The sequence below is a fragment of the Burkholderia sp. KJ006 genome (assembly GCF_000262695.1).
Classification (GTDB): domain Bacteria; phylum Pseudomonadota; class Gammaproteobacteria; order Burkholderiales; family Burkholderiaceae; genus Burkholderia; species Burkholderia vietnamiensis.
Window position 1 is genome coordinate 329,997 of record NC_017920.1, and the last position, 24,778, is coordinate 354,774.

Below are 24,778 nucleotides of genomic sequence, written 5' to 3' on the forward strand. Positions count from 1 at the left end.
ACCGTGAGAAACGACATGCATCCGTCGACGCTGGAGCCGCGGCGGGCGTCCAGCCCGCCCGCGGCGGCCGCCGGTGTTGCGCGGGCGGGCACCGCGGCGCGGGCTGCGCCGCAGCGCTGGCTTGTGCCGGCCAGGCTGCTGGTGTTTGCGGTCGGCCTTTATCCGCTCGCGCGTCTGGTGCTGTTCGGGCTGACCGACCGGCTCGGCGCGAACCCGATCGAATTCATCACGCGCTCCACCGGCCGGTGGACGCTCGTGATCCTCTGCGCCACGCTCGCTGTCACGCCGCTGCGGCGCATGACGGGCGTGGCCGCGTTGCTGCGCTTTCGCCGGATGATCGGGTTGTTCGCGTTCTTTTACGCGACGCTGCACTTCGCAACGTACGTGTGGTTCGACAAGTGGTTCGACGTGCTGGCGATCCTGAAGGACGTCGGCAAGCGTCCGTTCATCACCGTCGGTTTCGCCGCGTTCGTGCTGTTGATTCCGCTGGCCGCGACGTCGCCGCGTGCGATGGCGCGTCGGCTCGGCCGTCATTGGGCGACGTTGCACCGGGCGATCTATGCGATCGCGCTGTTCGGCGTGCTGCATTTCTGGTGGATGCGGGCCGGCAAGCACGATCTCGCGCAGCCGAAGCTGTACGCGGCGATCGTCGCCGTGCTGCTCGGCTGGCGGCTGTTCGAATGGAGCCGACGTCGCATTCGCGCGTGACGATGAACGACGCACGCGCGGAAAAACAAAAGGCGATGACGGGGAGTCATCGCCTTTTGTCGTGTCGACAGGTGAACCGCGAGCGGCGCAGCGCTCGATTACTTCGCGGCCGCCGGGCTCGATGCTGCCGTTGCCGCCTTCGACGTGCTGCTCGAGAGCTCCGGCGACAGTGTCAGCGGCGTGCCGGAAGAGTCGGGGATGCTGTCGTACGACGCGTTTTCATCGGTCGGCGTGACGTCCGACGGCGGCGTGTCCTGCTGCTGAATGGGCTTGGCCGGCAACGGGGGCACGGTGGGCAGATAGAGCGGACCGCGTTGACCGCAGCCGGCAAGAATCGCCAAAGCCGCTACAATCGCGCTCATCCGGAAAACGACTCGCATGATCGTCCCTGAACAATTTAACCGATAGAGTTTAGCATGTCCGATACTGAATACCTGGCTCGCGCAGAGGCCGTGCTGGCGGCCGTGGAACGTACCGTCGACGCCGCGAACGACGGCGATCACGACATCGATCTGGAGCGCAACGGCAGCGTGCTGACGCTGACGTTCGAGAACGGCTCGAAGATCATCGTCAATCTGCAGCCGCCGATGAAGGAGCTGTGGATCGCCGCGAAGGCCGGTGGATTCCACTACCGGTTCGTGGACGGCGAATGGCGCGATACGCGCACCGGCACCGAGTTCTTCTCCGCACTGACCGACTACGCGACGCAACAGGCCGGCCTGCCGATCACGTTCCGCGCGTGACGCCGGCGCTCGGCGCAGCGGCATGAAAAAAAGCGCCCGCGGGCGCTTTTTTCATTTCCGGGCCGCCGGAGCGTCAGTGGCCGCGGAACAGGTTCATGATGTCCTGCTTTTCCTGCTCGTCGACATGCGGCGCTTCTTCGTCGACGTTCTGCGGAGTCGCCGCCTGCGGTACGCCGACCGTCGACACGAAGCCGTGCCCCGGCGTGAACTCGGTGAAGTACAGCTCGCCGCCGAGCGACTGGACGTCGTCGGGCATGGTCGGCTTGAACTCGGGCACGTCCTTCAGCGCCGCGCCCATGTAGTCGATCCAGACCGGCAGCGACAGCCCGCCGCCCGTTTCGCGATCGCCGAGGCTGCGCGGGTTGTCGTAGCCGATCCACGCGATCGCCGCGAGCGTGTGCTGATAGCCGGCGAACCACGCGTCGTGCGAATCGTTCGTCGTGCCCGTCTTGCCGGCGAGGTCGGTGCGCTTGAGCACGTTGGTGCGCGCGCCGGTGCCGCGCTGCGCGACGCTCTGCAGCAGGCTGTTCATCACGTATGCGTTGCGTGCGTCGATCGCGCGCGGCGCGTTCTGCTCGGCGATGAGCGGTTGCGCGCGCGCGACGATCGCGCCGCTCGGATCGGTCACTTCGGCGATCAGATACGGATTCACGCGGAAGCCGCCGTTCGCGAACACCGAGTACGCGCCGGCCATCTGCAGCGGCGTGACCTGGCCCGCGCCCAGCGCCATCGGCAGGTAGGCCGGATGGCGCTCGGCGTCGAAGCCGAAGCGCGTGATGTACTGCTGCGCGTACTTCGTGCCGATGTGGTTCAGGATCCGGATCGAGACGAGGTTGCGCGAGCGCTGCAGCGCGGTGCGCATCGACATCGGGCCTTCGAAGCCGCCGCCGTAGTTCTTCGGCTCCCACGGCTGGCCGCCGGTTTCGGCCGCGCTGAAATACAGCGGGCCGTCGTTGATCACGGTGGCCGGCCCGAGCCCCTTGTCGAGCGACGCCGAATAGATGAACGGCTTGAACGACGAGCCGGGCTGCCGCCACGCCTGCGTGACGTGATTGAACTTGTTCTTGTTGTAATCGAAGCCGCCGACGAGCGAGCGGATCGCGCCGTCCTGCGGGACGATCGAGATGAACGCGCCTTCGACCTGCGGCAACTGCGTGATCGACCATTTGCCGGTGTCGCTCTTCACGACGCGCACGATCGCGCCCGGCCGGATCCGGCGGTTCGGCTGCGCGTTGGCCGACAGCGCGCTCGACGCGAAGCGCAGATTGTCGCCGTCGATCGTCGCGCTGCTGCCGTCGATGAACGCCACGGTGATCTGGCGCGGGCTCGTCGCGGTGACGACCGCCGCGATCAGCTCGCCGTTGTCGGGATGCTCGAGCAGCGCGTCGTCGATCGCCTGCTCGCGATCGTCCGCGCCGGCCGGCAGCTCGATGAAGCCCTCCGGCCCACGATAGCCGTGACGGCGCTCGTAATCCATGATGCCCTTGCGCAACGCGGTGTACGCGACCTGCTGATCGGCGGAGTCGATCGTCGTGACCACGTTGAAGCCGCGCGTGTAGGTTTCTTCCCGGTACTGCGCGTACATCATCTGCCGGACCATCTCCGCGACGTACTCGGCGTGCACGCTGAACTCGCGCCCCGCGCCCTTGACGACGAGCGGCTGCGCGACGGCTTCGTCGTACTGCTCGCGCGTGATGAAGTTCAGCTCGAGCATCCGTTGCAGGATGTACTCCTGACGCACCTTCGCGCGCTTCGGATTGACGACCGGGTTATACGCCGACGGCGCCTTCGGCAACCCCGCGAGCATCGCCGCCTCGGCGAGCGTGATGTCCTTCAGGTCCTTGCCGAAGTAGACCCGCGCTGCGCTCGCGAAGCCGTATGCACGCTGGCCGAGGTAGATCTGATTCATATAGACCTCGAGAATCTGATCTTTCGTCAGCGCGCGCTCGATCCGGTACGCGAGCAGCATCTCGTAGATCTTGCGGGTGTAGGTCTTTTCGCTCGACAGGAAGAAGTTGCGCGCGACCTGCATCGTGATCGTGCTCGCGCCCTGCGACGCATGGCCGTTCGTCAACGCGACGAAGCCCGCGCGGGCGATGCCGGTGAGGTCGACGCCGCCATGATCGTAGAACCGTGCGTCCTCGATCGCGAGGATCGCCTTCTTCAGCGAATCCGGCACGTCCTTGAAATGGACGATGTCGCGCCGTTCCTCGCCGAATTCGCCGATCAGCACGTGATCGGACGTGTAGATGCGCAGCGGCACCTTCGGGCGGTAGTCGGTCAGCGCGTCGAGCGACGGCATGTTCGGCCATGCGACGACGAGCGCATAGCCGAGCACGAGGCCGCCGGCCACGACGATGGCCACGCACATCGCGGCGAGCCCGATCAGGGCCTTCAGCCACCAGGGGCGCTTCTTCGGCTCGGGCGCGGGAGGCGGGGACGTAGGAGACGTGGATTGCATAGGCATACCGGAAAACAGTCCCGCGATTATAGCTGCCCGGTACGACCGGTCCTGACACGGCGCGCGCCCGCGGCGAAGCGGCCAATCGCGGTGTCGCCGACACAGTGTCCACGCGCTCGGCTCGCGCCACAACTGGCCGTTCGGCCGACTGTCGGCCGCGCCCGCCGCTCAGCAGAATCAGTGCTCGGAAACGCGGCGTGGGCCGCAACGATCGCGGGAGGCTGGGATGGCTGGACGATGGGCGGCGCGCTTCGCGCCGGGCAGGCACCGTTCGACGGGGATCGACGTCGCGGCTGACGAGGTGAGAGTGGCCGTGCTGAGCCGGCGCGGCCGAGCTGCGGAGGTGCGTGTCGACGGCCTCGAACGGGAGTCGGTGGGCCTCGCGGGCGGGCCCGACGATGCGCGCTGGGCCTCGGTGGCGCGCGCATTGGCGGCGGCCGTGGCGCGGCTGTCCGCGGCTGGCGTGCGCTGCGACACGCGCGGCGTGATGGCGCTGCGCGATGACGAGATGCGCACGGCGACGCTCGATCTGGCCGGACGCGCCGACGTCGCTGATGCCGCCCGTCAGGCCGCCGAGCGCATCTCGGGGCTGGCGCCCGACAGTCTCGCGTACGACTGGCGGCAGGACGACGGCGCATGCGTGGGCGAGATTGCGGTCGCCGTGGCGCCGCAGGCGTTGCTCGAGCGGCGGATCGACGTCGCCGCGCAGGCCGGCATCGACCTGACGGCGGTCGACGCAGAGTCGGCGGCCGCGCTGCGCGCGCTGCGCTATGCCGCGCAGTTCGAGCACGATGCGCACGGGCCGTACGCAGCGTTCTGGTTCGGCGATTCGGGCGTGTACGGTTGGCGGGTCGACGGATCGGTCGCCGCCTCGGTGCTCGCGGTGTCGGGCAACGAGCGGTCGGGGTTGCCGGACGCGTTGCGGCGCTGCGCTCTCGAGCCCGTGCGCTGCGCGCTGGTGGCCGGCGACGAGCGCTGCATGGCCCGCTGCGGCACGTCGGTCGCCGACATCGGCGATGCGCTCGGCGTAGCGGCGGTGCCGTTCGACTGCACCGGATGGGACGGGCTGCCCAGCGGGCCCGTAGGCTGCGCGGGCGAGCCGGCATTTGCGCTCGCGATCGGGCTGGCGTTGCGCGGGGTGTGGGAATGATGGCCGGCATGGGAGCCGGGCCGGCTATCGCGAGCCGAGCCGCGCTCGGCGGCTTCAATCTGCTGCCGTACCGAGAGCGGCTCGCCCAGGCGTTGCGCCGTCGGCGCGCGACGCATCTGGGCGCGGCCATCGTGCTCGGCGTGCTCGCGGCCGGTCTTTGGACGGGAGCCGCGACCGTGTGGCGATGGAACCTCGACGCCGAGCGCGCGCGGCTGGACGCGCAGTTGCGCCAGTGGCAGCCGCAGCTGGATGTCGCCCGGCGCGCCGCCAGCGCGGCCGCGGATGCCACGCAACGCGACGCGCGGGCGGCCGAGCTGGCTGCACCGTCCCGGCGCGTCGTCGCGTTGATCGCGATACTGGCGAATGCGCCCGACGACTCGGTGCGACTCGACGCGCTGCGGACGACTTCGTCAGGAGCCGTGCTCGACGCGCGCGCGTCGACCTACGCTGCGGCCGCACGGTGGCTTGCCCGGATCGCGGCCGGGCAGCCCGGCTGGCAATTCGACCTTGGCGCGCTGACGCCTGCTTCGGGTGCGCCGGACGCGGGCGCCGCCGCGCCGTTCCGGTTCTCCGTGCAGGTGCGCTGGCACGATGCGTCGCCACGGCCGAACGTGAAGGGAGGCGGCGCATGACGGCGCTCGCATATCGCTCCATGCCCGGCGTTGCGCAGCGCCTCGGCCGCGTGACGCGGATGTCGCCGGCCGCCGCCCACGCGATAGGCTGCGTGCTGGCATTTACCGCCGTCGCGTGCGGCGTCATATATCTGATGGACGCCGCCGACGCGAGCGGGTTCCACCGCAGCCGTGCACTGCTGGCGACCGCGCACGCGCGCGTCGCTGCTGCACGGCGGATGCTTCCCACGGCAGCCGCGCAGCAGCGCGACCGCGGCTCCGCCGCGCTGCGCGACCGCGGCACGCCAGCCACACCGGCGTGGCCCGCGCTGCTGCTGGAACTGGCGGACCTGGCCGGCGCGAGCGGCTTGCGGATCGTGTCGATCGAGCCGGGCAGCACCGACCAGACGGCGCCGGATGGCCGGCGAACCGTGCGAATGGTCGCGGAAGGCGGTTTCGCGGCGCTGCTGCGGCTGATGGACGGCCTGGCGCGCTTGCGAGCGCTCGTGGTGCCCACGCTCCTGCAGATCGAGCGGAAGGCGTCCGCCGCCCGGATGGACGTGACGCTCGACGTGTTCCCGGGGTTGCGGCCCGCTTCGATGCCCGGCGATGCCGCTGCGCCGCCTGCCGTAACGGCGGCCGGCGATCCGTTCGGCGGCGCGGGGGAGCCGATGTCCGATAATTCCGCACCGCGCCTCGCCGGCACGATTCGCGACGCTCGTGCGGCGCTCGCATTGTTCGAATCCGGCAACGGCAAGTTCTCGACGGTCGCGCCCGGCGACGCTCTCGGCGCGGCGCGCGTGACGCGTGTCGAGGCTGGCGCGGTGACGCTCGCGACGGCCGACGGCGCACGCCGGTTCGTCGTGGACGACGGAGGCCACCCATGAGCCGGCATGCGTGGTGGGCGATCGTACTCTGCGCGGGGTTGGACGCGTCGGCGGCACACGCGACGCTGCCGCCGCTGCCTCCTTTGCCGCCGTCAGGATGGCCGATCGCGTCGATACCGCTGCACGGCGCCGACGTGCCGTTGCCGCAAGGCGCGCCCGACGGCCCGACCGTTGCCGCCGATGCGCCGGCCCGCGCGCCGGCCGAGCCAGCGCCGTTCGACGCGGCGGCGCGCACGGTGCACGACGCAGGCGCGAGCGCGTCGTCGGCGTTGCCGCCGCAGCAGCCGGTGCTGGAAGGTCCGCCGATTCCATTGCCGCCGCCCACGCGGATGAACGACCCCGCGGCGCGGCATGCGGGCGACGCGGACGATGCACGGCGAATCTCGCTGAATCTGCAAGGCGCCGCGCTGGCCGCTGCGTTCGACGCGCTCGCGCGCTTCACCGGCCTGAACATCATCGTCGGCGAGCAGGTGCGCGGCACCGTTACGTTGCGTCTGAACAATGTCCGTTGGCGCGATGCATTCGATACGCTGCTCGACACGCACGGGCTCGCGATGTCCCGGCGCGGCAACGTGATCTGGGTCACGCCGGCGGCCGAACTGGCTGCCCGGGAGCGCGAGCGCTTCGAAACCCATGCGCGTGCGGCCGAGCTGGAGCCGCTCGCGAGCCGCACCTTCGCGCTGCGTTACCCGCGTGCGGCGGACGTGCAGCGGCTGCTGTCCGGCGCGACCGGCCAGCGCCTGCTGTCCAGACGCGGCGCCGCGGCAGCCGATCCGCGGATGAACCTGCTGTTCGTCACCGATCTTGCGCCGCGCATCGCCCAGATTGCGGAGCTGATCGACGCGATCGACCGAGCTTCGCGGCAGGTCCGGATCGAGGCACGGATCGTCGAAGGCGAACAGGGCTTTTCGCGCAACCTCGGCGCGCGCGTCGCGCTGCGCGCCCACGGGCGTGCCCCGGCGGCCGACGGCGCGGCGGCCGCAACCGACACGCGCAATGCGCTCGATCTGACGGCCCGCGCCATCGGCGGCTTCGACGCGGCCACGGCCGGTTTCACGCTGTTCGCCGCGCCGCTCAGTCGCGTCCTCGACATCGAGCTGAGCGCGCTGGAGGCGCAAGGGCGCGGCCAGATCGTTTCCAGGCCGCGCGTGGTGACGGCCGATCGCGTGAAGGCGATCGTCGAACAGGGTTCCGAGGTGCCGTACCAGGCAAAGGTCGGCAACGGCGTGAGCGGCGTGCAGTTCCGTCGCGCGACGCTGAAGCTCGAGGTCGAGCCGCAGATCACGCCCGACGGGCGCGTCGTGCTCGACCTCGACGTGACGAAGGACAGCATCGGCGAGCCGACCGCGGCCGGTCCGGCGATTCATACGAAGCACGTTCAGACGCGCGTGGAGGTGGAGGACGGCGGTACGGTCGCGATCGGCGGGATCTACGAGCAACTGAGGCGGGACGATGTGACGCGCGTGCCGCTGTTGGGCAGAATACCGGTTCTGGGCGCGCTGTTCCGGCACCGCGCGCGCAGCGACCAGCGCAGCGAACTGGTCGTCTTCATCACGCCGACGGTCGTCGGCGCACGTTGCGACCCCGCCGTGACGAGCGACGCCGATCCGGCACAAACGGGGCCGGAAGCCGACGGCGCAGGCTCGACAAGGCGGCCGCTTTGCCAGTAAGCTGCGCCACACACCAGCAAGATTCAAGCAGAGGAAGCCGTTGCAAGCGCGGGACCCACACGCAAACGTATTTTTCGTCGGCCTTATGGGAGCGGGTAAGACCACCGTGGGCCGTGCGGTCGCGCGCCGGCTCGACAGGACGTTCTTCGACTCCGACCACGAAATCGAGGCCCGCACGGGCGCCCGCATCCCGGTGATCTTCGAGATGGAGGGCGAGGCCGGCTTTCGCGACCGCGAATCGCAGGTGATCGCCGAGCTGACGCAGCGCGAGAACATCGTGCTGGCGACCGGCGGCGGCGCGGTGCTGCGCGCCGAAAATCGCGAATGCCTCAAAAACCACGGCATCGTCATCTATCTGCGCGCCAATCCGCACGATCTGTGGCTGCGCACGCGCAAGGACAAGAACCGCCCGCTGTTGCAGACCGACGATCCGAAAGCCCGCCTCGAAGCGCTGTACGAAGCGCGCGACCCGCTGTACCGCGAATGCGCGGATTTCATCATCGAGACGGGCCGCCCGTCGGTCAACGGCCTCGTCAACATGGTGCTGATGCAACTCGAACTCGCAGGCGTCATCGCCAAGCCGCTACAAGCATGATTACCGTCAACGTCGATCTGGGCGACCGCGCCTACCCGATTCACATTGGTGCCGGCCTGATTGGCCGCACCGAGCTGTTCGCTCCTCACATCAACGGTTCGTCGGTGACGATCGTCACGAACACGACCGTCGATCCGCTGTACGGCGATGCGCTGCGCGCCGCGCTCGCGCCGCTCGGCAAGCGCGTGTCCACCGTCGTCCTGCCGGACGGCGAGGCCTACAAGAACTGGGAAACGCTCAACCTGATCTTCGACGGGCTGCTCACCGAGCGTGCCGATCGCAAGACGACGCTGATCGCACTCGGCGGCGGCGTGATCGGTGACATGACCGGTTTCGCGGCTGCCTGCTACATGCGCGGCGTGCCGTTCATCCAGGTGCCCACGACGCTGCTGTCGCAGGTCGATTCGTCGGTCGGCGGCAAGACGGGCATCAATCATCCGCTCGGCAAGAACATGATCGGCGCGTTCTACCAGCCGCAGGCGGTCGTCGCCGATATCGGCGCGCTGGCGACGCTGCCCGATCGCGAGCTGGCGGCCGGCATCGCCGAGGTCATCAAGACCGGCGCGATCGCCGATGCCGAATTCTTCGACTGGATCGAGGCCAACGTGGACGCGCTGAACCGCCGCGAGCCGGCCGCGCTCGTGCATGCGGTGAAGCGCTCGTGCGAGATCAAGGCGAGCGTGGTCGCCGCCGACGAGCGCGAAGGCGGCCTGCGCGCGATCCTGAACTTCGGCCATACGTTCGGTCATGCGATCGAGGCCGGGCTCGGCTACGGCGAATGGCTGCACGGCGAGGCGGTCGGCTGCGGGATGGTGATGGCGGGCGATCTGTCCGTGCGGCTCGGCCTGCTCGACGAAGCATCGCGGCAGCGGCTCGATGCGGTGATCGCCGCGGCCCGTCTGCCGGTGAGCGGGCCGGCGCTCGGCGAGGCGCGCTATATGGACCTGATGCGCGTCGACAAGAAGGCCGAGGCCGGCGCGATCAAGTTCATCCTGCTGAAGCGATTCGGCGATACGCTGATCGCGCCGGCACCCGACGAAGCCGTGTTCGCCACGCTGGCGAAGACCACCCGGTAACGGCGCTCCGGATGGCCCGGCGCCCCTGACATGGAGCACACGTGAGCGAGACATCCAGCAGCAAACCGATCGAAGCCGGCCGCGCATCCGTCGCGGCGCCGGCCGAGCCGCCGACGCTGGCGGCGCTGGAAGCCCATCTCGCTCCGTATGCCGCTCATGCGTCGCAGTCGCGCGGGCGCCGTCATGCCGAACAGCCGCCGGCGGCCCGCACCGAGTTCCAGCGCGACCGCGACCGCATCGTTCACTCGACCGCGTTCCGCCGGCTCGAATACAAGACCCAGGTGTTCGTCAATCACGAAGGCGACCTGTTCCGCACCCGTCTCACGCACAGCCTGGAAGTCGCGCAGATCGCGCGTTCGGTGGCGCGCAACCTGCGCCTGAACGAGGATCTCGTCGAAGCGATTTCGCTCGCGCACGATCTCGGCCATACGCCGTTCGGCCATGCCGGGCAGGACGCATTGAACGCGTGCATGCGCGAGCACGGCGGCTTCGAGCACAATCTGCAGAGCCTGGCTGTCGTCGACGAGCTCGAGGAACACTATGGCGCGTTCAACGGCCTGAACCTGTGCTTCGAGACGCGCGAAGGCATCCTCAAGCACTGCTCGCGCGAGAACGCGCGCAAACTCGGCGCGCTTGGCGAGCGCTTCCTGCAAGGCCGCCAGCCGTCGCTCGAAGCGCAGCTCGCGAACATCGCCGACGAAATCGCGTACAACAATCACGACGTCGACGACGGCCTGCGCTCCGGGCTGATCACGATCGAGCAGCTCGCCGAAGTCGAGCTGTGGCAGCGCCACTACGACGCCGCGCTCGCCGAGTTCCCGCATCTCGAAGGCCGCCGCCTCGTGCACGAGACGGTGCGCCGCATCATCAACACGCTGATCGTCGACCTGATCGACGAGACCACGCGCAATCTCGCCCGCGTCGCACCGGCCTCGCTCGACGACGTGCGCGCGGCGCCGCAGCTCGTCGCGCACAGCGAGCCCGTCGCCGCGCAGGCCGCCGCGCTCAAGCGCTTCCTGTTCAAGAACCTGTACCGCCACTACAAGGTGATGCGCATGGCCAACAAGGCGCAGCGCGTCGTCACCGGGCTGTTCGACGCGTTCATCGACGATCCGCGCCTGCTGCCGCCGCCGTACCAGTCGGACGATCCCGCGCAGCAGCCGCGGCTCGTCGCACACTACATCGCCGGCATGACCGACCGCTTCGCGCTGAAGGAATATCAGCGCCTGTTCGTCGTCAACGACAACTGACTGTCACAAACGATCACTAGACTTCGCCGGTTCAATGGCGATGGGAATGTTGCACACGCTGTTGGTAACGTTTTCATAGGAGAGAGGTCGATGAATAAGAAGCCTGCGGGGACCCTGGTTCGCTCGATCGCGCTCGGCGGCGCGTTGATGTTCGGGATGCAGCACGCGGCATGGGCCGCGACGGAAATCCAGTTCTGGCATGCGATGGAGTCGGCGCTCGGCGAGCGCGTGAACGAGCTCGCCGCGCAGTTCAACGCATCGCAGAGCGACTACAAGATCGTGCCGGTCTTCAAGGGCACCTACGACCAGGCGCTCGCGGCCGGCATCGCGGCGTATCGCAGCGGCAACGCGCCGGCGATCCTCCAGGTCTATGAAGTCGGCACCGCGACGATGATGCAGGCGAAGAAGGCCGTCGTGCCCGTCTACGACGTGTTCAAGCAGGCCGGCGTGCCGCTCGACGAAAAGGCGTTCGTGCCGACCATCGCCAGCTACTACAGCGACGCGAAGACGGGCCATCTGGTGTCGATGCCGTTCAACAGCTCGACGCCGGTGCTGTACTACAACAAGGACGCGTTCAAGAAGGCCGGGCTCGATCCGAACCAGCCGCCGAAGACCTGGGCCGACGTGCAGGCCGACGCGGAGAAGCTGCGCAAGTCCGGGATGTCCTGCGGCTTCACGACCGGCTGGCAGGGCTGGATCCAGCTCGAGAACTACAGCGCGTGGCATGCGCTGCCGTACGCGAGCCGCAACAACGGCTTCGACGGCGCCGACGCGGTGCTCGAATTCAACAAGCCGCAGCAGATCGCTCACATCGCGTTCCTGCAGCAGATGGTGAAGGACGGCACGTTCACGTATGCGGGCCGCAAGGACGAAGCGTCCGCGAAGTTCTACAGCGGCGACTGCGGGATCCTGACGACGTCGTCGGGCGCGCTCGCCAACGTGCAGAAGTTCGCCAAGTTCAACTACGGCACCGGCATGATGCCGTACGACGCGAACGTGAAGGGCGCGCCGCAGAACGCGATCATCGGCGGCGCGAGCCTGTGGGTGCTGGGCGGCAAGGACGCGGCCACCTACAAGGGCGTCGCGAAATTTCTCGCGTTCCTCGCGTCGCCGCCGATCGCCGCGAAGTGGCATCAGGAAACCGGCTATCTGCCGGTGACGACCGCCGCGTACGAGCTCACGCGCCAGCAGGGCTTCTATGCGAAGAACCCGAGCGCGGAAACGGCGATCAAGCAGATGATGAACAAGCCGCCGCTGCCTTACACGAAGGGGCTGCGGCTCGGCAACATGCCGCAGATCCGCACCGTCGTCGACGAGGAGCTCGAGCAGGTCTGGGCGCAGAAGAAGTCGCCGAAGGACGCGCTCGACTCGGCCGCATCGCGCGGCGACGAGCTGCTGCGCCGCTTCGAGAAGTCGGGCGGCTGAGCCCGCGTCGCGTTCGTGTCGCCGGCCGGCGCGTCGCAGTGGCGCGCGCGGGCGGCGGCACGGCCTCCTTTCCGCTTTGCCTGACCGGATCTCCGCGATGCAATCCCGTTCCCGTTTCGGCGCGAGCCTGCTGCCGTATCTGCTGATCGCGCCGCAGCTCGCGATCACCGCCGTATTCTTCCTGTGGCCGGCCGGCGTCGCGCTGTGGCAGTCGACGCAGATGCAGGACGCGTTCGGCACGTCGAGCGAATTCGTCGGCTTCGCGAATTTCACGCGTCTGTTCGCCGATCCGCTCTACGTCGACTCGTTCCGCACGACGCTGGTGTTCAGCACGCTCGTCACGGTCAGCGGGCTCGTCGTGTCGCTGCTGCTCGCCGCGTGCGCCGACCGCGTGATCCGCGGCGCGCGCGTGTACCGGACGCTGCTGATCTGGCCGTACGCCGTCGCGCCGACGATCGCGGCAGTGCTGTGGGCGTTCCTGTTCAATCCGAGCATCGGCCTCGTCACCTATGCGCTCGCCAAGGGCGGCATCGTCTGGAACCACGCGCTGAACGGCGGCCAGGCGATGTTCCTGGTCGTGCTCGCATCGGTGTGGAAGCAGGTCAGCTATAACTTCCTGTTCTTCTACGCGGGCCTGCAGGCGATTCCGCGCTCGCTGATCGAGGCGGCCGCGATCGACGGCGCCGGGCCGGTGCGGCGCTTCTTCAACATCGTGCTGCCGCTGCTGTCGCCGACCAGCTTCTTCCTGCTGGTCGTCAATCTCGTGTACGCGTTCTTCGACACGTTCCCGGTGATCGACGCGGCCACCGGCGGCGGCCCCGCGCAAAGCACGAAGACGCTGATCTACAAGATCTTCACGGAAGGCTTCCAGGGCCTCGACATCGGCAGCTCGGGCGCGCAGTCGGTCGTGCTGATGATCATCGTCGTCGGCCTGACGGTGATCCAGTTCCGCTTCGTCGAACGCAGGGTGCAATACGCATGATCGAAAATCGCAAGGGCTTCGACCTGTTCTGCCACGCGGTGCTGCTCGCGGGCGTCGTCGTGATCGTGTTCCCGGTGTACGTCGCGTTCTGCGCGGCGACGATGAATGCGCAGGAAGTGTTCACGATCCCGCTGTCGCTGGTGCCGAGCACGCATCTGCTGGAGAACGTCGCGTACATCTGGAGCCACGGCAGCGGCGGCACGACCGCGCCGTTCGGCCGGCTGCTGGTGAACAGCTTCGTGATGGCGCTCGGGATCGCGGTCGGCAAGATCGCGGTGTCGATCCTGTCCGCGTACGCCATCGTCTATTTCCGCTTCCCGCTGCGCAACACCGCGTTCTGGCTGATCTTCGTCACGCTGATGCTGCCGGTCGAGGTGCGGATCTTCCCGACCGTGCAGGTCGTGTCGACGCTGCACCTGACCAACACCTACGCGGGGCTGTCGCTGCCGCTGATCGCGTCGGCGACCGCGACGTTCCTGTTCCGCCAGTTCTTCATGACGCTGCCCGACGAGCTGATGGACGCCGCGCGCATCGACGGCGCGGGGCCGCTGCGGTTTTTCTGGGACGTCGTGCTGCCGCTGTCGAAGACGAGCATCGCCGCGCTGTTCGTGATCACGTTCATCTACGGCTGGAACCAGTATCTGTGGCCGATCCTGATCACGACGGAGGCGTCGCTGTCGACGGCGGTGGTCGGCATCAAGACGATGATCGCGAGCGGCGACGCCGCGACCGAATGGCAATACGTGATGGCGGCGACGCTGCTGGCGATGATTCCGCCGCTCGTCGTCGTGCTGGCGATGCAGCGCTGGTTCGTGCGCGGCCTCGTCGATTCCGAAAAATGATCAACCTCCGGTAACCGGGAGAAGGACCAGGTATGGCTGCGCTGAGCTTGAAGGGCGTCAGGAAATCCTACGACGGCAAGCAGCACGTGCTGCACGGCATCGACGTGGAGATCGCCGACGGCGAATTCATCGTGCTGGTCGGCCCGTCGGGCTGCGGCAAGTCGACGCTGCTGCGGATGATCGCGGGGCTCGAGACGGTGACGGACGGCGAAATCGCGATCGGCGATCGCGTGGTCAACGCGCTGGAGCCGAAGGATCGCGACATCGCGATGGTGTTCCAGAACTACGCGCTGTATCCGCACATGACGGTCGCGCAGAACATGGGCTACGGGCTGAAGATTCGCGGCGTCGAGCGCGCGACGATCGACGAGCGGGTGGCCGCGGCGGCGAAGATCCTCGAGCTCGAGCCGCTGCTCGCGCGGCGGCCGCGCGAGCTGTCGGGCGGCCAGCGCCAGCGCGTCGCGATGGGGCGTGCGATCGTGCGCGAGCCGTCGGTGTTCCTGTTCGACGAGCCGCTGTCGAACCTCGACGCGAAGCTGCGCGTGCAGATGCGCCTGGAGATCCAGCGGCTGCATGCGCGGCTCGCGACCACGAGCGTGTACGTGACGCACGACCAGATCGAGGCGATGACGCTGGCGCAGCGCGTGATCGTGATGAACCGCGGCTACGCGGAGCAGATCGGCGCGCCGGTCGACGTGTACGAGAAGCCGGCGACGGTGTTCGTCGCCGGCTTCATCGGCTCGCCGGCGATGAATCTGATGCACGGCGCGCTGTCGGCGGACGGCGCGACGTTCACGGTCGCGGGCGGCGGCCCGGCGCTGCCGGTGGCCGGCGCACCGGGCGTCGGCACGACGATCGCCACCGGTCGCGACTGGGTGCTCGGCGTGCGGCCGGAGCATATGACGCCGCAGCCGGGCGTCGCCCAGGCGACGTTGCCGGTCGATTCGTGCGAGCTGCTCGGCGCGGACAACCTCGCGCACGGCCGCTGGGGCAACCACGACGTCGCGGTGCGGCTGCCGCACGCGGACCGTCCGGCGCGCGGCACCGCGCTGGCTGCGTCGTTGCCTGCGCACCGGCTGCACTTCTTCGATCCCGAAACCGGCCGGCGCGCCGGCTGACCCGACGAACCTCCGAACGAGCGACGAGGCTGACGATGACTTCCCGACCCGACTGGCCCTATCCGCGCGTCGTCGCCCATCGCGGCGGCGGCACGCTCGCGCCGGAGAACACGCTTGCCGCGCTCGACGAGGGTGCGCGGCGCGGCCACCGGATGGTCGAATTCGACGCGAAGCTGTCCGGCGACGACGTGACGTTCCTGCTGCACGACGACACGGTCGATCGCACGTCCGACGGAAGCGGGCCGGCGGCGGGCATGCGCTATGCGGCGCTGGCCGCGCTCGACGCCGGCGCGTGGTTCGACGCGCGCTTTGCCGGCGAGCGGATGCCGACGCTCGAGGCGGCGGCGGCGCGCTGCATGACGCTCGGGCTGGCAGCGAACGTCGAGATCAAGCCGTGCCCCGGCCGAGAATCCGACACCGGGCGGCGGGTGGCCGCCGATGCGGCGGCGTACTGGCACGGCGCCGCCGTGCCGCCGCTGCTGTCGTCGTTCTCGTTCGATGCACTGCGGCACGCGCGCGACGCGGCGCCCGCGCTGCCGCGCGGCATGCTGTACGAGCGCGTGCCCGACGACTGGCACGCGCAGGCCGTCGGCGCGCTCGACTGCACGTCGTTGCATGCGGACCACACGCAATTGAGCGAGCCGCTCGTGCGGGCAATCAAGGCGGCCGGCCTGCGCATCCTGGTTTACACGGTGAACGACCTCGGCAGGGCGCGCGAACTCGTGCGCTGGGGCGTCGACGCGATCTGCACCGACCGCATCGACCTGATCGGCCCGACGGCGCTCGACGACATCGTGTAAGCCCGCGCGAGCCGAATTCGTTTCGCGTTTCGCCAGCGTGCCTGACGCGAAAAAACGACGCCCCGGCGGTTTCCCGCCGGGGCGTTTTGCATCGTGGAGACGTTACGCTCGGAAAAATCCGCTACAAATTGCAGCAGGATTAACCATTCCCCAAATATTCGACTACGCTTAGAAGCGGTAGCCGACGTTCACGTACGTGACGATCGGGTTCAGCGCGATGCGAGCCTTCGACGTCTCGGTCAGCGTGCCGACCTGGGTGCGGCGGGCGGTCGTGAACGTGGCGGTGACGCTCACCGGCACGTACGAGATCGACAGCCCGGCGAACCAGTGCTTCGTGAAGTTGTACGAGAAGCCGGCGTTGAACACGGGCGCCCACTGGTTGCTCGTGGTGGCGCTGGTCGGGCCGCCGAGCACGCCGTTCTCGAAGGTGCTGTTGGTGATCTTCGCGCCGGTGAACCAGACGTAGGTAGCGCCGACGCCGACGTACGGCCGGAACTTCGCGTTGGCGTCGTTGAAGTGGTAGCGCAGCAACACCGCCGGACTCCACTGGTATGCCCGGCCGAGCACGCCGAAGCGCGAGAACTGACCCTTGCCGGTGATGTCGAACTTCGGCGGTATGCCGAGAACGAATTCGGTGGAGATGTGGTCGGTAAGGAAGTAGCCGGATGCGAAGCCGAGCGTATCGGCGTCGTTGATGCCGGCGCCGGTGTTGGGAACGGATTGATTGACGGGCGTGCCGCCGACGCCGTACACGAACAGCGGGTCGCTGCTGTCTTGCGGTGACAGGTGGAACCAGCCGGTGCTGACGTAGAAATCACCTGCGGATTGTGCGTGTGCCGTGCCGCCTGCGGCCGCGAATGCGAGCGCAGCGGCCCCCGTAATGGCCAGTTTTCGTTTCATTGTGTCTCCTCCGATCAAAGGCGTGCTCATTATGACGACTGCGTTTAAAACCAAACAAGCTCGTAAGTTAGAGCTTTCTCCCTAGGATCCGCACGACCGTACGCTTTCGCGCCCCGCAGGGACAGGCATTCTACGCAAATGCGTAATTCGGACCCCAGGGTATTTCCTAACGCGTTCAAACGGACATTCAGCATGGCACGGTTAGCACGACTCTATGTTCCCGACCAGCCTCAGCACGTGATACTGCGCGGGCTGGATCAGCAACCCGCGTTCGTCGACGACCAGGACTACGAACTCTTCATCGATTGTCTGAAGGCGGCGGCACGCGATCACCATCTTTCGGTGCACGCGTACGTGCTGCTGCCGCGTCAGGTGCAGTTGCTCGTCACGCCGAGCGACGAGGCGAGCCTGCCGAAGGCGATGCAGGCCGTCGGCCGCCGCTACGTCGCGCACTTCAACCGGCGCTACTCGCGCCGCGGCACGTTGTGGGAAGGCCGCTACCGCGCGACGGTGATCGAAGGCGAGCGCTATTTCCTGCTCGCGAGCCGCGTGGTCGAGATGAGCCCGGTGCGCTCGCAGCTGGTGGCGACGGCCGACGCGTATCGATGGTCGAGCTACCGGCACCACGTGGGCCTGACCGTCGACAGCCTGATTACCGACCACCCGCTCTACTGGGCGCTCGGCAACACGCCGTTCGACCGTCAGCGCGCGTACAAGGAGCTGTGCGAACAACCGCTCGACGAGCGGCAGGCCGATCAGCTTCAGCAGGCGACGCTGAAAGGCTGGGTGCTCGGCGGCGACAACTACCGCGAGTGGGCCGCCCGCACCGCGAACCGGCGCGTGTCGCCGCTGCCGCGCGGACGCCCCAGAAAGGTGCGCGAAAACACGCCGCCGGCCCAGCAGTAGCGCCGGGGAGGCGGGCGGGGAGCGGCGCTGCGGGCGCCGCTTCTTTTTGCACCAAATCGTTACGGCCCCAATAAATAGGCACCACATCTGAGCATCTGTTTAATTGGGGTTCGATCATCCGGTTTTTGTTGCTATTCCCTTGATTCGTCGCGTATATTCCGAATTCCGGTGGCCCGGGCGCATGCAGCATGCAGCATGCCCAACCACCGTCGGCCGTGCCGTCTCCTGCCGGAGCGGGATCGACGGCAACAGAAAAATGGTTCAACGGCCCTCGAGGCCCCTTTACGACGGTGTCCCCATGAACGACCACCAGAAGCCGCTCGCCGCGGTGCCCGCCGCACAAGGTCTGTACGACCCGCAAAACGAACACGACGCCTGTGGCGTCGGCTTCGTCGCTCACATCAAGGGCAAGAAGAGCCACGAGATCATTCAGCAGGGCCTGAAGATCCTCGAGAACCTCGATCACCGGGGCGCCGTCGGCGCCGATCCGCTGATGGGCGACGGCGCGGGCATCCTGATCCAGATCCCGGACGCGTTCTATCGCGAGGAAATGTCGAAGCAGGGCGTGACGCTGCCGCCGGCCGGCGAATACGGGGTCGGCATGATCTTCCTGCCGAAGGAAAACGCGTCGCGCCTCGCCTGCGAGCAGGAACTTGAGCGCACCGTGCGCGCCGAAGGCCAGGTCGTGCTCGGCTGGCGCGACGTGCCGGTCGACCATGCGATGCCGATCTCGCCGACCGTGAAGGCGAGCGAGCCGCTGATCCGCCAGATCTTCATCGGCCGCGGCAAGGACATCATGGTGACGGATGCGCTGGAGCGTAAGCTGTACGTGATCCGCAAGACCGCCAGCCACCGCATCCAGGCGCTGAAGCTCAAGCACGGCAAGGAATATTTCGTGCCGTCGATGTCGGCGCGCACCATCGTGTACAAGGGGCTGCTGCTCGCCGGCCAGGTCGGCGTGTATTACCGCGACCTGCAGGACGCGCGCGTCGTGTCGGCGCTCGCGCTCGTGCACCAGCGCTTCTCGACCAACACGTTCCCGGCCTGGGAACTCGCTCACCCGTACCGGATGATCGCGCACAACGGCGAGATCAACACCGTGAAGGGCAACGTGAACTGGCTGAACGCGCGTACCGGCGCGATCGCGTCGCACGTGCTCGGCGACGATCTGCCGAAGCTGTGGCCGCTGATCTATCCGGGCCAGTCCGACACCGCATCGTTCGACAACTGTCTCGAACTGCTGGTGATGGCCGGCTATCCGCTCGTGCACGCAGTGATGATGATGATCCCGGAAGCATGGGAGCAGCACACGCTGATGGACGAGAACCGCCGCGCGTTCTACGAATACCACGCCGCGATGATGGAGCCGTGGGACGGCCCGGCCGCGATCGCGTTCACCGACGGCCGCCAGATCGGCGCGACGCTCGACCGCAACGGCCTGCGCCCGGCGCGCTATATCGTGACCGACGACGATCTCGTGATCATGGCGTCGGAAGCCGGCACGCTGCCGATCCCCGAATCGAAGATCGTCAAGAAGTGGCGCCTGCAGCCGGGCAAGATGTTCCTGATCGACATGGAACACGGCCGCATCATCGACGACAAGGAGCTCAAGGACAACCTCGCGAACGCGAAGCCGTACAAGAGCTGGATCGACGCCGTGCGCATCAAGCTCGACGAAATCGAGCCGAAGGCCGAGGACGTGGCGGCCGGCCGCACGCAGGGCGCCGCGCTGCTCGACCGTCAGCAGGCGTTCGGCTATACGCAGGAAGACCTCAAGTTCCTGATGGCGCCGATGGCGGCGCAGGGTGAGGAAGCCGTCGGCTCGATGGGCAACGACTCGCCGCTTGCGGTGATGTCGAACAAGAACAAGACGCTCTATCACTACTTCAAGCAGCTGTTCGCGCAGGTCACGAACCCGCCGATCGACCCGATCCGCGAGAACATGGTGATGTCGCTCGTGTCGTTCATCGGTCCGAAGCCGAACCTGCTCGACACCAACAACATCAACCCGCCGATGCGTCTCGAAGTGTCGCAGCCGGTGCTCGACTTCAAGGACATCGCGAAGATCCGCGCGATCGACCAGTACACGGGCGGCAAGTTCAGCGCGTACGAGCTGAACATCTGCTATCCGGTCGCATGGGGCAAGGAAGGCATCGAGGCGCGCCTCGCGTCGCTGTGCGCCGAAGCCGTCGACGCGGTGAAGTCCGGCTACAACATGCTGATCGTGTCGGACCGCAAGACCGATGCCGACCACGTCGCGATTCCGGCGCTGCTCGCCACGTCGGCGATCCACACGCACCTCGTCCAGCAAGGGCTGCGCACGAGCACGGGCCTCGTCGTCGAGACGGGCTCCGCGCGCGAGACGCACCACTTCGCGCTGCTCGCCGGCTACGGCGCGGAAGCCGTGCACCCGTACCTCGCGATGGAAACGCTCGCGAAGATGGCCGAAGGCCTGCCGGGCGACCTGTCGCCGGAGAAGGCGATCTACAACTTCACGAAGGCGGTCGGCAAGGGCCTGCAGAAAGTGATGTCGAAGATGGGCATCTCGACGTACATGTCGTACACGGGCGCGCAGATCTTCGAAGCGCTCGGCCTGTCGAGCGACCTCGTCGAGAAGTACTTCAAGGGCACGGCATCGAAGGTCGGCGGCATCGGCCTGTTCGAAGTCGCGGAAGAAGCGATCCGCCTGCACCGCGATGCGTTCGGCGACAACCCGGTGCTGCGCGACATGCTCGACGCGGGCGGCGAGTACGCCTACCGCGTGCGCGGCGAAGACCACATGTGGACGCCGGATTCGATCGCGAAGCTCCAGCACGCGACGCGCAGCAACTCGTACCAGACGTACAAGGAATACGCGCACCTGATCAACGACCAGACCAAGCGCCACATGACGTTGCGCGGCCTGTTCGAGTTCAAGGTCGACCCGACCCGTGCGATCCCGATCGACGACGTCGAGCCGGCGAAGGAAATCGTCAAGCGCTTCGCGACGGGCGCGATGTCGCTCGGCTCGATCAGCACCGAAGCGCACGCGACGCTCGCGATCGCGATGAACCGGATCGGCGGCAAGTCGAACACCGGCGAAGGCGGCGAGGACGACAAGCGCTACCGCAACGAACTGCGCGGCATTCCGATCAAGGCGGGCGAGACGCTGAAGTCGGTGATCGGCGACGAGATCGTCAGCGACATTCCGCTGAAGGACGGCGATTCGCTGCGCTCGAAGATCAAGCAGGTCGCGTCGGGCCGCTTCGGTGTCACCGCCGAGTACCTCGCGTCGGCCGACCAGATCCAGATCAAGATGGCGCAGGGCGCGAAGCCGGGCGAAGGCGGCCAGCTGCCGGGCCACAAGGTGTCCGAGTACATCGGCAAGCTGCGTTATTCGGTGCCGGGCGTCGGCCTGATCTCGCCGCCGCCGCACCACGACATCTACTCGATCGAGGATCTGGCGCAGCTGATCCACGACCTGAAGAACGTCAACCCGAGCTCGAGCATCTCGGTGAAGCTGGTGTCGGAAGTCGGCGTCGGCACGGTCGCGGCCGGTGTCGCGAAGGCGAAGGCCGACCACGTCGTGATCGCCGGCCATGACGGCGGCACCGGTGCGTCGCCGCTGTCGTCGGTCAAGCATGCGGGCACGCCGTGGGAACTCGGCCTCGCCGAAACGCAGCAGACGCTGGTGCTGAACCGCCTGCGCGGCCGCATCCGCGTGCAGGCCGACGGCCAGATGAAGACGGGCCGTGACGTCGTGATCGGCGCGCTGCTCGGTGCGGACGAATTCGGCTTCGCGACGGCGCCGCTGGTCGTCGAAGGCTGCATCATGATGCGCAAGTGCCATCTGAACACGTGCCCGGTCGGCGTCGCGACGCAGGATCCGGTGCTGCGCGCGAAGTTCAAGGGCCAGCCCGAGCACGTCGTGAACTACTTCTTCTTCGTCGCCGAGGAAGTGCGCGAGATCATGGCGCAGCTCGGCATCGCGAAGTTCGACGACCTGATCGGCCGCCCCGACCTGCTCGACACCCGCAAGGGCATCGAGCACTGGAAGGCGAAGGGCCTCGACTTCTCGCGCGTGTTCTATCAGCCGGAAGGCTGCGAGGACGTCGCCCGCCGTCACGTCGAAGGGCAGGACCACGGCCTCGAGCGCGCGCTCGACCACGTGCTGATCGAGAAGGCGAAGGCCGCGATCGAGAACGGCGAGCATGTGTCGTTCATCCAGCCGGTGCGCAACGTGAACCGGACGGTCGGCGCGATGCTGTCGGGCGTGATCGCGAAGAAGCACGGCCACGACGGCCTCGCCGACGACGCCGTGCACATCCAGCTGAAAGGCACGGCCGGCCAGAGCTTCGGCGCGTTCCTCGCGAAGGGCGTGACGCTCGACCTCGTCGGCGACGGCAACGACTACGTCGGCAAGGGCCTGTCGGGCGGCCGGATCATCATCCGTCCGACCAACGACTTCCGCGGCAAGTCCGAAGAGAACATCATCTGCGGCAACACGGTGATGTACGGCGCGCTCGAAGGCGAGGCGTTCTTCCGCGGCGTCGCGGGCGAGCGCTTCTGCGTGCGCAACTCGGGCGCGACGGCGGTCGTCGAAGGCACGGGCGACCACGGCTGCGAATACATGACGGGCGGCACGGTGGTCGTGCTCGGCGAAACCGGGCGCAACTTCGCGGCCGGCATGTCGGGCGGCGTCGCGTACATCTACGATCCGGAAGGCACGTTCGCGGCGAAGTGCAACAAGGCGATGGTCGCGCTCGATCCGGTGCTGCAGCAGGCCGAGCAGGAGCGCACGGTCGATCGCGCGCTCTGGCACGCGGGCACGACGGACGAAGCGCTGCTCAAGGGGCTCGTCGAGCGTCATTTCCAGTTCACGGGTTCGCCGCGCGCGAAGTCGCTGCTGGAAAACTGGGACGCGGCGCGCCGCCAGTTCGTGAAGGTGTTCCCGAACGAATACAAGCGCGCGCTGGGCGAGATCGGTGCGAAGAAGGCGGCGAAGCAAGCGCTGGCCGCCTGAGCGACGAACGACATAGCGAATGCCGCGCGCGCCTGACGGCTGCGCGCGGGTCCCCCACCCGATACACCGAACAGAAGAGCACCTTATGGGCAAGGCAACCGGTTTTCTGGAGTTCGAACGCCGCCACGAGGCGTACGAAGCACCGCTCACGCGCGTGAAGCACTACAAGGAATTCGTCGCGGCGCTGACCGACGCGGACGCGAAGGTCCAGGGCGCGCGCTGCATGGATTGCGGCATCCCGTTCTGCAACAACGGCTGCCCGGTCAACAACGTCATTCCGGACTTCAACGATCTCGTGTATCGCCAGGACTGGCAGCAGGCGATCGAAGTCCTGCATTCGACCAACAACTTCCCGGAGTTCACGGGCCGGATCTGCCCGGCGCCGTGCGAGGCGGCGTGCACGCTCGGGATCAACAACGATCCGGTCGGCATCAAGTCGATCGAGCACGCGATCATCGACAAGGCCTGGGCCGAAGGCTGGGTGAAGCCGCAGCCGGCCGAGCACAAGACGGGCAAGAAGGTCGCGGTCGTCGGCTCGGGCCCCGCGGGCCTCGCGGCCGCGCAGCAGCTCGCGCGCGCCGGCCATGACGTAACGGTGTTCGAGAAGAACGATCGCGTCGGCGGGCTGCTGCGTTACGGGATCCCCGACTTCAAGTTGGAGAAGTGGCTGATCGACCGCCGCATGCGCCAGATGGAAGCCGAAGGCGTGACGTTCCGCACCAGCGTGTTCATCGGCAAGGAGCCGCTGCCCGAGTCGATCGGCAACCTCGCGAAGGAAACCATTTCGCCGGACACGCTGAAGGAAGAATTCGACGCGGTCGTGATCGCGGGCGGTTCGGAAACGCCGCGCGACCTGCCGGTGCCGGGCCGCGAGCTCACCGGCGTCCATTTCGCGATGGACTTCCTGCCGCAGCAGAACCGCGTGAACGCGGGCGACAAGCTCACCGACCAGCTGCTCGCGAAGGGCAAGCACGTGATCGTGATCGGCGGCGGCGATACGGGTTCGGACTGCGTCGGTACGTCGAACCGTCACGGCGCGAAGCAGGTCACGCAGTTCGAACTGCTGCCGCAGCCGCCGGAAGAGGAGAACAAGCCGCTCGTGTGGCCGTACTGGCCGATCAAGCTGCGCACGTCGTCGTCGCACGAGGAAGGCTGCGAGCGCGATTGGGCGGTCGCGACGAAGCGCCTCGAAGGCAAGAACGGCAAGGTCGAGAAGCTGATCGCGGTGCGCGTCGAGTGGAAGGACGGCAAGATGCAGGAAGTGCCGGGCTCCGAGTTCGAGATGAAGGCCGACCTCGTGCTGCTCGCAATGGGCTTCACGCAGCCGGCGGCGCCGGTGCTCGACGCGTTCGGCGTCGCGAAGGACGCGCGCGGCAATGCGCGTGCTGCCACCGAAGGCGAGCGCTCGTACTACACGTCGGTCGACAAGGTGTTCGCGGCCGGCGACATGCGCCGCGGCCAGTCGCTCGTCGTGTGGGCGATCCGCGAAGGCCGCCAGTGCGCGCGCTCGGTCGATGCGTACCTGATGGGGCATTCGGAACTGCCGCGCTGATTTCGGCCGCGAGCAGGTTTCGACGAGACGGGCGTCCGCGAGGGCGCCCGTTTTTTTATGGCAGCCGACCGCCCGTGGTGCGCGGTCGCATCGCGCGCGT

At 67.7% G+C, this 24,778-nt stretch carries 20 protein-coding genes; 17 read left to right on the plus strand and 3 right to left on the minus strand.

The annotated features are described in order from the left end of the window. Positions 1-15: 15 nt before the first annotated feature. Positions 16-708 (plus strand): protein-methionine-sulfoxide reductase heme-binding subunit MsrQ, encoded by a 693-nt coding sequence (gene msrQ / locus MYA_RS01525; protein ID WP_011883017.1) that lies wholly within the window; start codon positions 16-18, stop codon positions 706-708. A 98-nt stretch (positions 709-806) separates the two neighbouring features. Here msrQ and lptM read toward each other — a convergent pair whose 3' ends face one another. Beyond that, entirely contained in the window at positions 807-1,088 is a 282-nt protein-coding gene (gene lptM / locus MYA_RS01530; protein ID WP_034194009.1) for an LPS translocon maturation chaperone LptM, read from the minus strand. A gap of 36 nt (positions 1,089-1,124) precedes the next feature. On the opposite strand from lptM, the gene cyaY reads away from it, so the two are divergent. After that, positions 1,125-1,451, plus strand: coding sequence for an iron donor protein CyaY (cyaY, locus tag MYA_RS01535; protein ID WP_011883019.1), 327 nt, complete (start codon positions 1,125-1,127; stop codon positions 1,449-1,451). Between the two features lie 73 nt (positions 1,452-1,524). Here the strand turns inward: cyaY and MYA_RS01540 are convergent, their stop codons facing one another. Next, a complete protein-coding gene (locus MYA_RS01540) occupies positions 1,525-3,912 on the minus strand; it encodes a penicillin-binding protein 1A (protein ID WP_085954458.1) in 2,388 nt (795 codons plus the stop codon). 226 nt (positions 3,913-4,138) lie between these two features. On the opposite strand from MYA_RS01540, the gene MYA_RS01545 reads away from it, so the two are divergent. The 12 genes from MYA_RS01545 to ugpQ all read left to right on the plus strand — a co-directional run bounded on the left by MYA_RS01545 (position 4,139) and on the right by ugpQ (position 16,318). Next, positions 4,139-5,062 (plus strand): hypothetical protein, encoded by a 924-nt coding sequence (locus MYA_RS01545; protein ID WP_041493738.1) that lies wholly within the window; start codon positions 4,139-4,141, stop codon positions 5,060-5,062. 8 nt (positions 5,063-5,070) lie between these two features. Then, positions 5,071-5,694, plus strand: a complete 624-nt coding sequence (locus tag MYA_RS01550; RefSeq protein WP_014722295.1) for a hypothetical protein — start codon at positions 5,071-5,073, stop codon at positions 5,692-5,694. Further along, positions 5,691-6,560 carry a hypothetical protein gene (locus MYA_RS01555; RefSeq protein ID WP_014722296.1) on the plus strand — a complete coding sequence of 290 codons (870 nt, stop codon included), beginning with the start codon at positions 5,691-5,693 and terminating at the stop codon, positions 6,558-6,560. The genes MYA_RS01550 and MYA_RS01555 overlap by 4 nt, the downstream gene beginning before the upstream one ends. Next, on the plus strand, positions 6,557-8,230 hold the full coding sequence (locus tag MYA_RS01560) for a type IV pilus secretin PilQ (RefSeq protein WP_014722297.1): 1,674 nt from the start codon (positions 6,557-6,559) through the stop codon (positions 8,228-8,230). Before MYA_RS01555 ends, MYA_RS01560 begins: the two co-directional genes overlap by 4 nt. Positions 8,231-8,270: 40 nt before the next feature. Then, entirely contained in the window at positions 8,271-8,825 is a 555-nt protein-coding gene (locus tag MYA_RS01565; RefSeq protein WP_011883025.1) for a shikimate kinase, read from the plus strand. After that, on the plus strand, positions 8,822-9,901 hold the full coding sequence (gene aroB, locus MYA_RS01570) for a 3-dehydroquinate synthase (RefSeq protein WP_014722299.1): 1,080 nt from the start codon (positions 8,822-8,824) through the stop codon (positions 9,899-9,901). Before MYA_RS01565 ends, aroB begins: the two co-directional genes overlap by 4 nt. Before the next feature lie 41 nt (positions 9,902-9,942). Continuing rightward, positions 9,943-11,151, plus strand: a complete 1,209-nt coding sequence (locus MYA_RS01575) for a deoxyguanosinetriphosphate triphosphohydrolase (RefSeq protein ID WP_011883027.1) — start codon at positions 9,943-9,945, stop codon at positions 11,149-11,151. Positions 11,152-11,241: 90 nt separating this feature from the next. Further along, positions 11,242-12,576: a sn-glycerol-3-phosphate ABC transporter substrate-binding protein UgpB gene (gene ugpB, locus MYA_RS01580; protein ID WP_011883028.1), complete on the plus strand. Its 1,335-nt coding sequence runs from the start codon at positions 11,242-11,244 to the stop codon at positions 12,574-12,576. A 97-nt stretch (positions 12,577-12,673) separates the two neighbouring features. Beyond that, positions 12,674-13,558 (plus strand): sn-glycerol-3-phosphate ABC transporter permease UgpA, encoded by an 885-nt coding sequence (gene ugpA / locus MYA_RS01585; RefSeq protein ID WP_041493739.1) that lies wholly within the window; start codon positions 12,674-12,676, stop codon positions 13,556-13,558. Further along, positions 13,555-14,400, plus strand: a complete 846-nt coding sequence (ugpE, locus tag MYA_RS01590) for a sn-glycerol-3-phosphate ABC transporter permease UgpE (RefSeq protein ID WP_011883030.1) — start codon at positions 13,555-13,557, stop codon at positions 14,398-14,400. Before ugpA ends, ugpE begins: the two co-directional genes overlap by 4 nt. Before the next feature lie 32 nt (positions 14,401-14,432). Next, complete coding sequence (locus MYA_RS01595) at positions 14,433-15,518, plus strand: sn-glycerol-3-phosphate import ATP-binding protein UgpC (protein ID WP_011883031.1); 1,086 nt, start codon at positions 14,433-14,435, stop codon at positions 15,516-15,518. Between the two features lie 35 nt (positions 15,519-15,553). Next, a complete protein-coding gene (ugpQ, locus tag MYA_RS01600; protein WP_011883032.1) occupies positions 15,554-16,318 on the plus strand; it encodes a glycerophosphodiester phosphodiesterase in 765 nt (254 codons plus the stop codon). Between the two features lie 168 nt (positions 16,319-16,486). Here the strand turns inward: ugpQ and MYA_RS01605 are convergent, their stop codons facing one another. Further along, complete coding sequence (locus MYA_RS01605) at positions 16,487-17,218, minus strand: OmpW/AlkL family protein (protein ID WP_011883033.1); 732 nt, start codon at positions 17,216-17,218, stop codon at positions 16,487-16,489. Positions 17,219-17,410: 192 nt separating this feature from the next. Between MYA_RS01605 and MYA_RS01610 the strand changes: the two genes are divergently transcribed. The 3 genes from MYA_RS01610 to MYA_RS01620 all read left to right on the plus strand — a co-directional run bounded on the left by MYA_RS01610 (position 17,411) and on the right by MYA_RS01620 (position 24,678). Continuing rightward, complete coding sequence (locus tag MYA_RS01610) at positions 17,411-18,124, plus strand: transposase (protein ID WP_034194003.1); 714 nt, start codon at positions 17,411-17,413, stop codon at positions 18,122-18,124. A gap of 298 nt (positions 18,125-18,422) precedes the next feature. Further along, positions 18,423-23,126, plus strand: a complete 4,704-nt coding sequence (locus MYA_RS01615) for a glutamate synthase-related protein (protein ID WP_011883035.1) — start codon at positions 18,423-18,425, stop codon at positions 23,124-23,126. 85 nt (positions 23,127-23,211) lie between these two features. Then, a complete protein-coding gene (locus MYA_RS01620; RefSeq protein WP_014722301.1) occupies positions 23,212-24,678 on the plus strand; it encodes a glutamate synthase subunit beta in 1,467 nt (488 codons plus the stop codon). Positions 24,679-24,778: the final 100 nt, after the last annotated feature.

Bases quoted from the DNA above. Each gene is read 5' to 3' on its own strand.
- msrQ (WP_011883017.1), top strand. From the start codon at position 16: ATGCATCCGTCGACGCTGGAGCCGCGGCGGGCGTCCAGCCCGCCCGCG.
- lptM (WP_034194009.1), bottom strand. From the start codon at position 1,088: ATGCGAGTCGTTTTCCGGATGAGCGCGATTGTAGCGGCTTTGGCGATT.
- cyaY (WP_011883019.1), top strand. From the start codon at position 1,125: ATGTCCGATACTGAATACCTGGCTCGCGCAGAGGCCGTGCTGGCGGCC.
- MYA_RS01540 (WP_085954458.1), bottom strand. From the start codon at position 3,912: ATGCAATCCACGTCTCCTACGTCCCCGCCTCCCGCGCCCGAGCCGAAG.
- MYA_RS01545 (WP_041493738.1), top strand. From the start codon at position 4,139: ATGGCTGGACGATGGGCGGCGCGCTTCGCGCCGGGCAGGCACCGTTCG.
- MYA_RS01550 (WP_014722295.1), top strand. From the start codon at position 5,071: ATGGGAGCCGGGCCGGCTATCGCGAGCCGAGCCGCGCTCGGCGGCTTC.
- MYA_RS01555 (WP_014722296.1), top strand. From the start codon at position 5,691: ATGACGGCGCTCGCATATCGCTCCATGCCCGGCGTTGCGCAGCGCCTC.
- MYA_RS01560 (WP_014722297.1), top strand. From the start codon at position 6,557: ATGAGCCGGCATGCGTGGTGGGCGATCGTACTCTGCGCGGGGTTGGAC.
- aroB (WP_014722299.1), top strand. From the start codon at position 8,822: ATGATTACCGTCAACGTCGATCTGGGCGACCGCGCCTACCCGATTCAC.
- ugpB (WP_011883028.1), top strand. From the start codon at position 11,242: ATGAATAAGAAGCCTGCGGGGACCCTGGTTCGCTCGATCGCGCTCGGC.
- ugpA (WP_041493739.1), top strand. From the start codon at position 12,674: ATGCAATCCCGTTCCCGTTTCGGCGCGAGCCTGCTGCCGTATCTGCTG.
- ugpE (WP_011883030.1), top strand. From the start codon at position 13,555: ATGATCGAAAATCGCAAGGGCTTCGACCTGTTCTGCCACGCGGTGCTG.
- MYA_RS01595 (WP_011883031.1), top strand. From the start codon at position 14,433: ATGGCTGCGCTGAGCTTGAAGGGCGTCAGGAAATCCTACGACGGCAAG.
- ugpQ (WP_011883032.1), top strand. From the start codon at position 15,554: ATGACTTCCCGACCCGACTGGCCCTATCCGCGCGTCGTCGCCCATCGC.
- MYA_RS01605 (WP_011883033.1), bottom strand. From the start codon at position 17,218: ATGAAACGAAAACTGGCCATTACGGGGGCCGCTGCGCTCGCATTCGCG.
- MYA_RS01610 (WP_034194003.1), top strand. From the start codon at position 17,411: ATGGCACGGTTAGCACGACTCTATGTTCCCGACCAGCCTCAGCACGTG.
- MYA_RS01615 (WP_011883035.1), top strand. From the start codon at position 18,423: ATGAACGACCACCAGAAGCCGCTCGCCGCGGTGCCCGCCGCACAAGGT.
- MYA_RS01620 (WP_014722301.1), top strand. From the start codon at position 23,212: ATGGGCAAGGCAACCGGTTTTCTGGAGTTCGAACGCCGCCACGAGGCG.